This window comes from Enterococcus sp. DIV0691 (genome assembly GCF_051711145.1).
Lineage (GTDB): Bacteria > Bacillota > Bacilli > Lactobacillales > Enterococcaceae > Enterococcus_B > Enterococcus_B hirae.
Genome location: NZ_JBIOLY010000001.1, coordinates 1,547,482 through 1,560,362 on the forward strand (window position 1 = coordinate 1,547,482; position 12,881 = coordinate 1,560,362).

Here is a 12,881-nt window from a genome sequence, read left to right on the forward strand (position 1 = left end):
TTTTTTGTCGTCTATTTACCTCACTTTATTCAGTTCTCTCCTTAACTTATTCCGCCATTAATGAGTATACAATTAAAAATTGGACAAGGTAATACAAAACTCTTTGTCGGTTATATACTACGTGCTATTATCTAAATTATGCAAAGGCTGTATAAGGATGGGTCATATGATTACGATGAGTAAATTACTGTTTTGGATCCCTTTTATTGGTATTATTCTTTTTTTGTCTCTTTATACAAAATGGAACAAATATGACATACTAATGCTTCTCTCCTCTTTTCCGTCTATCTATTTTATGATCCAAATTTTAGAATATTCCTATAGTCAACCTGTTCAATTATTCGATTTCTATCTTAAAGGACTCGCTTTTTCCACCATCTTCTATTCCATTCTTGTTTTCATTATTATCAAAAAGAAGAAATAGCTCACTTGTTTTAATGACAAGAATATTATTTTTCACTTTTTAAAATCTGTAACTACTGGCATTCTAACAGAGAAAACTATGCAAGGTGTCCAGCGATATTCAATCGATGTAATAAAAATAATCTTACAGCCTAAAAAACTAACCTAAACAAAATTAGTAAAAAAATTTTTGGAACACCTGCTGCAAAATAACAAATAAACGGCGCTCCAGCATCTGCTCTTCAGACAGGATAAATGTTGAACGTCTACCAACGTTTCATTTTTTTATCCTGTCTGAAGAACTGATTGATGCTTTTGCTACCGTTTTCGTTTGACTTACGTCACGTTTGAGCTTTGGCACTATGCAACGTAAAGTTTGCACTTAGCTACCTTAAGAAAAGCCTTGCTATCGACAATCCCTGTTCTACCCATTGGCGTCTCTCGACATTTTTGGGCAGTAGCTTATGTTTACATAGAAGCCTCACCTAACTATTTGAAGATATTTAAATGAAAATCATCAACGACACTAAAAGTCCAAAAAAGCCGACTACCGGAATCATTCCCCAAGTTACAAAGGTTTTATCCTTAGCAAGCTTAGAGTACCTCTGGTCATTATCCATTTCATTCACCTCATCTTTCTATTCTTAATAAACCATATTAATGATTTTTTGTCAAAATTTCATTCGTGAATCCTAGAATGCGTATTTGGACAATCCCCTGCTAATCTATTTCTCCATCAAATTGCGTCAATGCTTCATCACATGGAATAACTGACCAACAAAAAAAATCTAACCAGTACATGCTCCGGCTAGATTTAATAGTTGTTTTTAAATCAGACTTTTTATCGTCTCATTCATTTTTTGAAAACTAATTTAATTCATCTACTTTATCTTTGATTTTTTTAGGAATCTTTTCTTCTGCAATTACTCTAGGAGAGCTTGTTCTTTTGTCACTGATGTCAGCTTGCACGTAACTACCTGGTTTCAATGGTTGTGGTGCTTCTCCACTCACACTAAATGTTCGTTTAGTTGCTTTGCCATCAGCTTTTACAAAAGTCACGTCATAATGGTAACTATATTCACCCGCAATGATTTTCCCATCGCTGTTCTTTGATTTCGTTTTTTCTGGCACTTCTGCTGGAATCTTAGTGTATGCAGTAGTTGTTTTATACGTTTCGCTATAATATTTGTAACCGAAAAATCCTCCAACTCCTAATAAAATTAATACAATAACCCCGAATATTCCCTTTTTCATAAACTCACCTCATCAATAAATTTAACTTATTTTATCTTTTTTGAGCTTTTTTTTCCATTTATTTATCTTTCAAATTTGTCACATAAATGACATTAACCACTTATCAATAGATGCTTATCATCTCCTACATTTTTTTGATAATCCTACTTCTCTATTACTTTCTCGATACCTAATATGATCTTTCGAATAATAAAAAATAACAAATTTTATAATTACATATTTCCAAATCAAACACATCATGTTACTATATGTAAGTAAAAAATGAATATTCTTATTTGATGCGAACTGTTAGGTGTTTTTTTGAAGCTTTTCATTTGTGAAAAACTGAATATTTGGTAATAAAGATGGCTTAATAAATGAAACACAAGATATCTATCATTTGGCGACTATCACTACCTGCCATTAAGTGGGAGTAAATTAGATAATTATTATGGAGGAAACAATGGTTAAAAAAAGTGTTGTAGGGGAAGATGGCAAACGTTACGTAGTAAAGGAGAAAAAGCCATTTTATAAAAAAGTTTGGTTTTGGGTACTAGCAATCATTCTTGTAGCAATAATTGGATCTGCACTGGGTGGCTCAGATGACAATAAAGCAAGCGATAACGGCGGAGAAAAAGTGAAAAAAACAAGTTCTACTAAAGAAGCTACATCAAGCTCTTCTTCAAAAGAAGCGCCAGAAAGTTTTTACCAAGTTGGGGATACTGTAAAAGTTGGCGATGCTGAGTATACATTAAACAGTGTGGAACTTACTGACGAAAGAAATCAATTTGCAGATGAACAACCTGCTCAAGTAGTCAAGATTACTTACACAATTAAAAACAATGGTCAAAATGACCTTCCTGTAGGAATGGATGTAGAAGTTTATGGCTCAGACGATAAAAAAGCTTCTTCTTATCCAAATGACAATACAATGGGATCAGTTGCTCCTGATAAAGTAATGGATTGTACTGCTCATTTTGGTCTGAATCAAACTGGAGACATCGAAATTCAGTTTAGTCCATTAGTTTCTATCGAAAAAGCGGCGAAATTTAAAGCAACAGTCTAGTTTATAGATTCATATCGGGACATTTTAGAAAAAAAGTTAAACGACGGTTAGCTATTGATATGGTTAACCGTCGTTTTTTGGTGAAAAACAAGTTCAGAAATAGCGAGTATCTACTGTCCTTCTTTTAAATAGTCACTATCTGTTATTGCTTTGAACAGTTTGTGTATTTTGCGTTCATTTAGTTTTGTTTAGTTTTTTTCATCTCATCCTTCCTAATACTAAATTCTATATATTACATAAAATTTATATTACATAAGTGAACTAATTTTTCGATCGTATTTCATAGTTCCCGCATATCATTTTATAAACCTCGGTTGTATTCTTCTAGTTGGAGTAATCGAACGACAAAGTCTTTGATAAGTCTCTTGATAACCAAAGCTTAGGACACGAATCAACTATTTTCTGACTCGTGTCCTTTGCGTTTATCCTTTTTCTTATGAGGGACTATATAAAAAAGAATCGTTTGGTCAAAACCATCTTAACCTGGCGCATCTTCTAGTGTCCAAATTAGGCTTCCTTGATATGCCCCAGTTTTGTAAAAAGGATGTAAATTTAACTGGATCGTATGATGATCAGTGAAGCTTGCACTACCGTCTCCTTGCCAAACCAATTGGTCTTCTGCATTAATCGTTTGATCCACTCCACTCTTATACAGATGAAGAGCATTATGCAACTGGTCATTCTCTTGGTTAGTTAAAGGTCGTTCTTCTTTTAACTTAACGTGCCAATGACTCTTCTCCAACACACTTTCATCGATAAGCTGAATTTCTTTTTGATTCGTTGCTTGTACCGATTGATCTTGCCCCGGAATCTGTTGTTCCCCAAACGTCAACTGTTCCGGTAATCTAAGCTTAACCCCGTGATCAATTAAAACCTGACGGCTCTCTTCCTTTGATTTTTGTCCTTTTTCGTTTTCCATATAAAAGCAACTTCCTTATTCAACCAATTTTCAGGAAGCTGAACATTCACTTTATCTTGGATCTCGTTTTCAGAACTTAGATAGTCCTTTAACCTTAAGACTTCATCTCCACATTTCGCCATAAATGATAAATTCTGTTTCTCTTCATAAGAAATATGAATCGTCATCTCTCTTGTTTTTGAGAAACGAGAAAACAGTAAAGGATTTTCTTTAGGCATCAAAGTAAATTCAATTGGCGAACCTTTCTTATAATGATGAACGAATTGCTGTTCTTCTGGAGTAAAGATTCCTTGATCCCTTTCCACTATTTCCTTGACTGGATAATATCCGTTCAATTCTGGATATTCTTGTGATAGATCAAAAGAATCTGTTATGATTCCTGAAATGATTTTAGGATCAGAAAGTTGTTGGTTATTTTCATCCAAGTAATTCAGTATGACCTTCCCCACGTAGTATACAGAAGAATAGGCAGAACTCGTTCCTTTCTGTTTGTGATTAATCTGTGTAGTAACAGTGAAAGGAATGTTTAAATAGCCTTCTTTCAAATTCGTTTTATCTACCGGATTTTGCTTACTCCCAATCCACTCAAGATTAAGTTGATAATTCAAAACTGTATCATAAAGATTTTCATTGTTAGGGTCTTTTAACGTTAGTTGATAGGAGTGATCCTCTTTTTGATTCCCCACAAAAAGATCACTAATGTCCGTCCCATCAAACTTCACTACGTTAAAATCTTTAATCTTATATTGTGAGTGAGCTGTCACATCATCCAATGAAAAAGTCACAGATAAATCTTTCATTTTATTCCCATGTCCCACATTCGGTATGGTTTGCATCGCATTTAAAGTAACCTTTTGTTGTTCCTTATCAAAACGCTTATCCACTGCTTCAGCAGTAGGAAACTCTGGACTAGCCAAAAAATCTGTTTCATACATGAGAGAGGATGGCGTATTATCTAAGTTTTTAACAACCGTTTCTATTTTAGTTACTGGTTTAGTGATAATCTGGAACTCTTGTGTAGGATGCCCCCATGGTTTCGAAAAATTATTTTCAAAATACGTCCAGAAAGAATGATCATCACTCCACGTATGGTAACTGATATCTGTTGGATTATTCGCAACAAGATATTTTGCCACCTTACCGATATGATTATAGCCGATATACTTGTTTCGATTGATCCCAAAATAATTAAAAGAAGTTTCAATTGGAAAAGCATTCCCCGCTTGATCGAAAAATTCATAAGTAAGAAAGATTTCGCCAGAGATATCGATATCTAAAAAACTTTTTGGATTGCCAATACCGATCTCTCCTCCTGCTTGTCCATCCTTTTTTTTCATTATTATTTTAACATCTACTGGTTTCCCATTGAAAAAGCCAACGTTTTTGATCAACGCACTACTTTCTGGATTTTCCTGATTGACAACCAGCCAATTCCCAGAATACTGACCTTTAACTTGTTCCACAGTTGTAAAACTACCATAATGCATCATAAATGTGTTATTGGCGGGAGTTTCTATCGTATTTGCATATCTGAAATACGGAAGATTTGTAATACTTCCAGCTGCTCGAACTTCTTTTGGAAATATGCCAATCAACCCTAACAAAAAAGGAAGTAACCAAATTTTATTAAACTTACGAACAAATTTCTTCCTCTTTTTACACCAATACAGGATGACTAAAGTCAATAGAGCTGCACCAATAAAGAGAGATAAATGATGGTTAGATTGGTTTGTTTTGGGATACATTTTTATTTTTCCAGCTTCTTCAGACTTCGCTTGTCCATCAGTAACTGGTCTATTTCTCTCATTTGGATTAGGAACTTTTTCCATTGGGACAATTTGGTTCGCACTCGTTGGTTGGTAAAAACGAATCCCTACCTGACTATTGACCTGGCTATCAGCTAAACCAATTCGTGGGAAAACCACTAAGAAAGCCAGTAAGAGTATATTGAGCCATCGTTTTTTCATCAATGTGCCACTTCCTTTAATTTCCTTTATTCCTTCGCAATTTTGTAATATGCCACAGTAACAAGCCAATAATGAGTAAGCAAACAATTAGCCCCCCATATAAGTATTGGTAGTTATTGTTCTTCGATTTTTTAAGCTTAACCGTTTTGTTGTTAAGACTTTCATCTTTTCCTTTTACCGTAAAGTCTTTTTTCAACGTCCAAACTTTCCCCGACTTTTCTTTCAAAACGGTAGTTAACGTATACTCTCCTTTTTTTAAAGGTTCATTTTCCCAACTAATCGGTAATTTGAAGGTACTTCGTGGTGCTAAAGAAACCAGCTTACTAACATCGTGCAGTACTTCTTTCTGTTTCTTTTTTGTGATGAAAGCATGAAGATCCAATTGACTCATAATCATTGGTTGTGGATTTGCCAATTTTGCATAGACTGTTAAATAACCATTATCTAGTCCTGGCTTTGCCTCCAAGAGTTTTAGTTCAGGAGCAATTTTTTTGTCTGAACATTGGAGTTGGATACCAATTGTATACGCAAATTTATTTGCTAAGCTAAATCCAGCTGGTTGATCCTCTGCCTTATTCTTTTCTTCATAGCAATAAAAACCACCCAGAACCGTCCCCTCAAATCCAGTTGACGGAATCTTTAATTGAAACACGACATCTTTTTCTTCATTCGGATTCAGTTCAACTGTTTGAGGACCTGAAATCAGTTCTTCTAAAGAAGGACCACCTAATAATTTTTGATCATGTTGTGAATAATCTAGCACCCCATTTTTATTGGTAGTCGCATTATTGGCTGCTACTTTGACTTTTATCTTTTCAGAGCTGGTATTTTTAAGCTTTATCGTCAACTCTTGGGACTGGTTAGGCTCAACTTTAAGATCATAATAGCTTACTTCTGAACGTTGATTCTCTGGCAAGACAGCCTTAGCTTCAAAGTTCACTTCTGTTTTTTCAGCAAAAACTGAGGCAGGGTGGCAAGCAAACAGTAAACTTGTCATAAAAAGGATGGAGACTATCCAGCCCCATCCCGGCCTAAATTTATACTGGAGCATCGCTTAACGTCCAAGTAATCTCAGCTGTATAATTTTTTGCTTCCACACCTGCCCGGGGAACATGTAATTTCACATTTTCGTTCTTGCCATCTGTTCCTTCGAATACTGCAGCAAAAGCCCCTGCACCTTCGCCTGGTTGAGCCAACATAACGGTTTGATTGACTTCGTTTAGTACAAATGTATGATCTTTTGACTCTACCAAATGAGGTGCTTTGGATGAGTTGTTTTTCGTTACTACTTGACCATTGCTTAAAGATAGCTGTGCGCCTGTCAACTCCGAGTGATCTTTATCTGTTGAAGTAAATGGTGAGATAGATACACCTAATGTCCAGCCTTTCGCTCCCCCACGAGTATCATTCACTTGGACAAATGGCTTTTTATTCAATGCAAAATAATCCGCATCTCCTTGTTGGATTTCTTGTTCACCAAAAGTAATGTTTGATGCGAAAGGAATAGACAATGAACCTTTCGCTCCTGTGCTTGGATCGTCATCATGGGTATCATCTGGTACCACTGGCTGGACATCACTACCCGAACCTTCCTTCAAAGTTACATTTGTTTTATTTGTGACTTGACTCGTTAGTCCTTCATTTTCAGCTGCACAAACCACGGAACTAGATGTCCCTAATGCCAATAAGGCAAGTCCAGCTATACTAACAACTTGTTTCTTCATAATTCTCTTCCTCCTAATAAAAATTAGTCTGCAATTGCGACTACAACTATTCTTCCATTTCTTGATGAGGAAAAAAACAGTAAAAAAATTCCGGAATCTGGAAAAAAATTAGAAGTACTTTTTTGAAAAACGTTTCGTCTCTCATTTGATTTCCTATTGATACTGCAATAATTGATTGAAAACAGGTGCCAATTCGACTTATTCTCAGCTAAGCCATTTACGATCAAATCCAAAAGTGCTGATTGACTCAATCTATTTTTCAATTAAATTGAGGTCGTGATATGTCCAGATTTGAGAAAAAGCCGGAGAATCCAAAGACAGTTTTCCTATTTTTGGAATTCTTCGGCTTATTTCAAGGAGCTGATGCTTAAACATCGTTTAGAGTAAAGTGTGAGTTTTATGTCTCAGACTCTGACAAATAAACCCTTGAAAATTTTTATTGTTGATAAGTATTTAATTATTTGTTTGTAGTTCTTTCTCTATGCAACTCATATAAAATTTTTTCAAGATTTCGCCAGTTACGTTCTGTCGGAATGTTTTTCATTAACAGTAACGGTGTATCTTTCGTATCCAAGAAATAATTTGAAATTACTAAATCAACCTCTTCAAATTTGGTTTCAGAATCAAAAAAAGAAAGAGCATAAACATTACTAAACAATGTTTTGATTTTATTCATTAACCATAATCGATGAGGACGATGTAGATCATCCGTGAGCAAAATTTTTATTGGTTGGATACTTTTGAGTAACAATCCATAATAATCCAGCAAATAGTAATAATTTAAAAACAGCTGGTGCGTGTTCTTTAAATGGGGTAATAACTCTGCGGGAGCTATCTGTATCATCGAGTCATGAAACTTCTGAACCATTCGGCAAATTTGAGGATCAAGCTTTTCTACTTCAGATATATATGATTTATTGAAAAAAACATCGGGATTCCCCCAGAAAAAACAGCTTCTTTCATAAAACGCAATCAAGCTAAACAAATGGTTCTGGTTTCTTCGATCAAAGTCGTAATCAAAGACTTCTTTTAACGAACAACTGAGCAATTCAACTAAACGATAGGCTAAACTTTGACTTCTTGTATGAGCACGCACCGCTTGTTGCTCATAGCACTCCTTTCCCTCAACAATACCGAAAGCATAGATTACCCGATATAGAAAATATCGTTCATTGTCTGGCAATAGTAACTGGCTTTCTTTCAACCACATCGAGACCAATTCAAAGTTTGGATCACTCTCGATTGTTGATTTCACCTCTTCATCTAGTGAAATAATCTGCTTCTTAGTTCTTTCAAGTATAATCGCTAACCAAAAACTCAGCGTTTTCGTTTGTAAAGCATCTAATTTAAATCCATAGGTTTTTTCAAAACATTGAACATACTTCATGATCCTGTCACAATCAATCAAAAAGGGCCAGTGACCATCTCGTGTTGATTCCCAATAAAAATAGTAATAAAAACTTCTGATATTGATCTCTTCGGCTTCTATTTCCAGTTTAAACGAGTGAAAACCGATCTTGTATCTTTTAAAGTAAGGAACTAATAATTTAGCATATCTAAAAATGGTAGATGTACTCGTATATTGTTTTTCTGCAAAGTCTTCGATTCTTTTTTCGGGATATTTGAACATAAAATCGATTAATTGGTAATTATATGATTCTTTATAATAGGGAAGATAAATACTATATATGGGAAAGTCTTCTTCCTTTTGGATACAAAAGCGCTGATTGTTCTCATTTTGTAAAACAATTTTCCCATTAAACTGTTCAAACAGCTCTGATAATTCCTTCATATAAAGAGAAATTGATTTAACAGATCCTCCTATATATTGCTGTATCTCATCCATCGTATACCCATTGTCCGCTTCAAGTAAAAAGTGAATTAGTTTCACTTTTTTTTGGGAGGCTTTCGTCAAAAAAGTTTGCATTCAATCACCACCAATTTAAATATTTTTAACTTTCTTAACATTCAAAAGACATTGTTCGTTAACGTTTTGGATTATAGCATACACTGGTTTACGATCAATTCATATGAAATTAACGAGTCATTTTTCAAGTCACAAAGCTAAATCCATTCTCCCATGACAATCAGAAAAATCTACCATTCGGGTAACATTATTTATAATATTTTGTCCAAAATAAAAAGCCCTAGATAAGAGCCATTTTTTTCTTTCTATAAAACTACGATTTATTAACTAAAACAAAACTATGAATAGTCAACAAAAGTTCAAACATGCTTTTAGCTCTAATTCCATTTATAATCTGATCAATTAATTTTAGACTAGATGAACAACTCGAACTACTCTAGCTGTCAATTTTTGATTTTCTAACTCTCTTATCTTTTATTCGTTTCACACAAACAAAATAAATATCCGAATAGCAAGACGTGTTTCGCTCACAGTGAAGAAACTCTGACATCTCTCTATTCGGATATATTGATTTTGAAAAAATATTGCTTGTGAACGATAGACGATTTTTTACTTAGCTTTTTTGATCATAAAATTGTACACAGCACCAACTAAATTGGCATTATTTCCAAATTTTGAAGGTAGAATCTCCGTTTCCACTCGCTGTGCTCCTGTCCGCGTCCGTAAACATTCTATTTCTTCTTTCATCTTCGTGATAAATAATGAGTTACTGGAAATGGCTCCCCCAATAATTATTTTATCTGGGTCAAAACTGATCATCAGATTATAAATACCTCTAGCACTATACCGACAAAATTGTGTGATTAAATATTTTGCTAATTCATCCCCATTTGTTGCACGTACGAACAATTCTTGCCCATCAATCGACTGGTTTTGACGTTGATTGTATAAGGCAGTTGTACGAACAATACTTGCTAATTCACTAAATGAACCCTCTTCATTTAGCATCATATAGCCAAATTCTCCCCCAAATTGATGTTTTCCTGCCTGAATTTGTCTATTTTGGATAATAGCACCACCTACACCTGTACCAAAAACAAAATATAAAATACTTTGGGCATCATCTGCATGCCCTTTCCATATTTCTGACAAAGCAGCACAATTCGCATCATTTTCCATAGTAACAGGTAATTGAAAATAATCAGATAGCTCCTGAGTGAAACTTCTGTGATGAATGTAATCAATTGCCGTTAATCCATAAATTTTGTCTTCTTCTTGACTCACAGCTCCAGGTACACTAGTTGCTATCCCATCAATCAGATACTCATCGTTTCGATAACGTTCCAAAATTATTTCGATTGCTTTTAAAGCTTCCTCCCAAGTGTTGGGCAGTGGCGTCACACCTTGTTCAATCAATTCCTCTTTCCAAAGTCCGTATTTGATTGATGTACCCCCAAAATCTAAAGCTAAAATGCCCATGGTTATACCCCTTCCAAATTGCTGCCATTACTTGCAATGACCTTTTGATACCAAAAATAACTGTCTTTTTTGTAACGCTTAAGGCTTCCTTTTTGCAACTCATCTTGATCAACATATACAAATCCATAGCGCTTTTGATAGCCATTTAACCAACTAAGTAAATCAGTATATGACCAAGTACAATAACCTAAAACTTCGACACCGTCTGTTAAAGCTTCTTGAATCGCTTGAATATGACTTTTGAGATACGTGATTCGATAGCTGTCATGAATCTGGTTATTTTCAGTTAGTTTATCGTATTCCCCCAGCCCGTTTTCAGTAATGATGATGGGTGTTTGATAACGACTAGCAATTCTTCTTAAAGCAATTCTCAGCCCACTTGGATCAATCTCCCAATCCCAATTTGTTCGTTCAACAAAAGGATTTGGGACTTTTTTGTAGACTCCTGGTAAACCACTTTCTCCAGAAGTTCCTTTTTTACCAGTCGTATTCATTTCACCAAAACCAACTCCTGTTAGCGGATTAAATCCATTGGTTGTTGACTGATAATAATTGATCCCTAAAAAGTCTGGTTTGGCACTTGCTAACAACGCCATATCTCCTGGTTCAATTTCAGGAGCCCAGCCCTTTTCTTCTAAATAGCGCAAAGCAGCTAGCGGATAACGCCCCTGCATGTAAATATCCATCCAAAAATTTGCAAGTAGATCCTCCGCATTTTCTGCAGCAAGAACGTTTTGGGGATTACTATCAATGGCATAGTTTGGAGAATAAGCAAAACTTGGTCCAATCTTACCTGGCATCTCTAATTCATGAAATTTATTGATTACTGCTGCATTTGCAAGATTTGCCATATGATTTGCATGATACATACGCTTAGGATCACTAACTCCTGGTGGATGAGCAGCTAACAAATACCCATGGGAAATAAATATGTTCTGCTCATTCAAGCTTATCCAATAATGAACTTTTCCACGAAATGCTTCAAACAATACTTGGGCATAGTTGGTAAAATCTTCGATAATTTTTCGAGATTCCCATCCTTGATACTCTTCTTGTAATGCTTGAGGAAGATCCCAATGATATAACGTCAACATAGGTTCAATGTCATTGTCGATCAATTCATCCACTAAACGTTGATAAAAGGCTAAACCAGCTTGATTGATTGCTCCTCTGCCGTTAGGAAAAATCCGAGTCCATGACACGGAAAATCGATAAGTTTTCAAGCCTTGTTCTTTCATTAATGCAATATCTTGTTTAAAACGGTGATAATGATCAACAGCAATTTCTCCTGTTGTTCCTTTAAATGTTTTACCAGGAATTTTTACGAATTTATCCCAAACAGATTCTCCTTTGCCATCTTCATCATAAGCACCTTCTACTTGATAGGCAGCTGAAGCAGAGCCCCACAAGAAGTCTTCTGGGAAGTCATTTAATTTTTGATGTTCCATTTTCTACACCCTTTTCATTTTCTTCATACCAATCTAGTACCTTAAAAATTTGTTTATCCCAATAGCCCCATTCGTGACTTCCATTAGAATAATCGGTTGTCAATTGGTACTTTTTCTTGTGACATTCTTTTTCAAAAGCTTTTGTATGGTCATATAAAAAATCTTGATAGCCACAGCAAGCAAAATAGTTCGTTGCTTCTTTACCGAGACCCGCTTCCAACATTGTAAAAAGATTTTCTGATTCCGCTTGTGCAAAATTTCCGAAAATCCCTTGCCAATAGAGTTTTTCCTGGTCAGACAATGGTTGCCCAGTCAAAGACTGCTGGTTATTGTTCTTTAACCCGTTAACCACATCTAATGCGCCAGACAATGAAGCTCCATAGGCAAAATAATCACTACGTTTCATCGTTAGTTTGATCGCGCCATAGCCCCCCATTGATAGTCCAGCAACGAGATGATCAGTTCTTTTTGAGGAAATATATGGGAAAAATTCATGACAAACCTGTAGTAATTCTTCCGAAATGAATTTCCAGTAATTCAGCCCGTATTTTGTATCTGTATACCATGACAAGTGTACATTTGGCATTACTACGATCATATTTTTATCTGAGACATAACGCTCGATATTAGAGCGCCTTAACCAAATTGTATGATCATCAGTCATTCCATGAAGCAAATATAAAATTTTATAAGTTTCAGATTCGGGAGCTTGTGACACACCGATTGAATGGTTCTGTCTTTGAGGGACGATCACCTTCATTGTCGTGTTCATATTC

10 protein-coding genes and 1 riboswitch are annotated in these 12,881 nt (G+C 35.2%); of the genes, 1 reads left to right on the top strand and 9 read right to left on the bottom strand.

From position 1 onward, the window contains the following. Positions 1 to 733 precede the first annotated feature (733 nt). Positions 734 to 902: riboswitch (M-box (ykoK) riboswitch) on the bottom strand. A 367-nt stretch (positions 903 to 1,269) separates the two neighbouring features. Next, a complete protein-coding gene (locus IGJ11_RS06990; protein WP_081127537.1) occupies positions 1,270 to 1,656 on the bottom strand; it encodes a DUF1093 domain-containing protein in 387 nt (128 codons plus the stop codon). Between the two features lie 442 nt (positions 1,657 to 2,098). Here IGJ11_RS06990 and IGJ11_RS06995 point away from each other — a divergent pair, with 442 nt between their 5' ends. Continuing rightward, the gene (locus IGJ11_RS06995; RefSeq protein WP_438772463.1) at positions 2,099 to 2,701 is read left to right on the top strand and encodes a DUF4352 domain-containing protein; all 603 of its coding nucleotides are present in this window, start codon (positions 2,099 to 2,101) and stop codon (positions 2,699 to 2,701) included. Positions 2,702 to 3,179: 478 nt separating this feature from the next. Here the strand turns inward: IGJ11_RS06995 and IGJ11_RS07000 are convergent, their stop codons facing one another. From IGJ11_RS07000 to IGJ11_RS07035, 8 genes are all read right to left on the bottom strand, one after another. Beyond that, positions 3,180 to 3,620 (bottom strand): hypothetical protein, encoded by a 441-nt coding sequence (locus IGJ11_RS07000; RefSeq protein ID WP_251849145.1) that lies wholly within the window; start codon positions 3,618 to 3,620, stop codon positions 3,180 to 3,182. Then, on the bottom strand, positions 3,569 to 5,587 hold the full coding sequence (locus IGJ11_RS07005; RefSeq protein ID WP_251849147.1) for a MucBP domain-containing protein: 2,019 nt from the start codon (positions 5,585 to 5,587) through the stop codon (positions 3,569 to 3,571). Before IGJ11_RS07005 ends, IGJ11_RS07000 begins: the two co-directional genes overlap by 52 nt. A gap of 16 nt (positions 5,588 to 5,603) precedes the next feature. Further along, positions 5,604 to 6,584, bottom strand: a complete 981-nt coding sequence (locus IGJ11_RS07010) for a DUF916 and DUF3324 domain-containing protein (protein WP_242697154.1) — start codon at positions 6,582 to 6,584, stop codon at positions 5,604 to 5,606. Positions 6,585 to 6,624: 40 nt separating this feature from the next. Continuing rightward, positions 6,625 to 7,311 (bottom strand): WxL domain-containing protein, encoded by a 687-nt coding sequence (locus IGJ11_RS07015; RefSeq protein WP_010719065.1) that lies wholly within the window; start codon positions 7,309 to 7,311, stop codon positions 6,625 to 6,627. A 457-nt stretch (positions 7,312 to 7,768) separates the two neighbouring features. Further along, on the bottom strand, positions 7,769 to 9,202 hold the full coding sequence (locus tag IGJ11_RS07020; RefSeq protein ID WP_438772464.1) for a helix-turn-helix domain-containing protein: 1,434 nt from the start codon (positions 9,200 to 9,202) through the stop codon (positions 7,769 to 7,771). Positions 9,203 to 9,787: 585 nt separating this feature from the next. Next, positions 9,788 to 10,657 carry an ROK family protein gene (locus IGJ11_RS07025; protein WP_207432096.1) on the bottom strand — a complete coding sequence of 290 codons (870 nt, stop codon included), beginning with the start codon at positions 10,655 to 10,657 and terminating at the stop codon, positions 9,788 to 9,790. A 2-nt stretch (positions 10,658 to 10,659) separates the two neighbouring features. Continuing rightward, positions 10,660 to 12,105 (bottom strand): glycoside hydrolase family 1 protein, encoded by a 1,446-nt coding sequence (locus IGJ11_RS07030; RefSeq protein ID WP_207432094.1) that lies wholly within the window; start codon positions 12,103 to 12,105, stop codon positions 10,660 to 10,662. Further along, positions 12,083 to 12,877: an alpha/beta hydrolase gene (locus IGJ11_RS07035; protein ID WP_438772465.1), complete on the bottom strand. Its 795-nt coding sequence runs from the start codon at positions 12,875 to 12,877 to the stop codon at positions 12,083 to 12,085. The genes IGJ11_RS07030 and IGJ11_RS07035 overlap by 23 nt, the downstream gene beginning before the upstream one ends. Between the last annotated feature and the right edge of the window lie 4 nt (positions 12,878 to 12,881).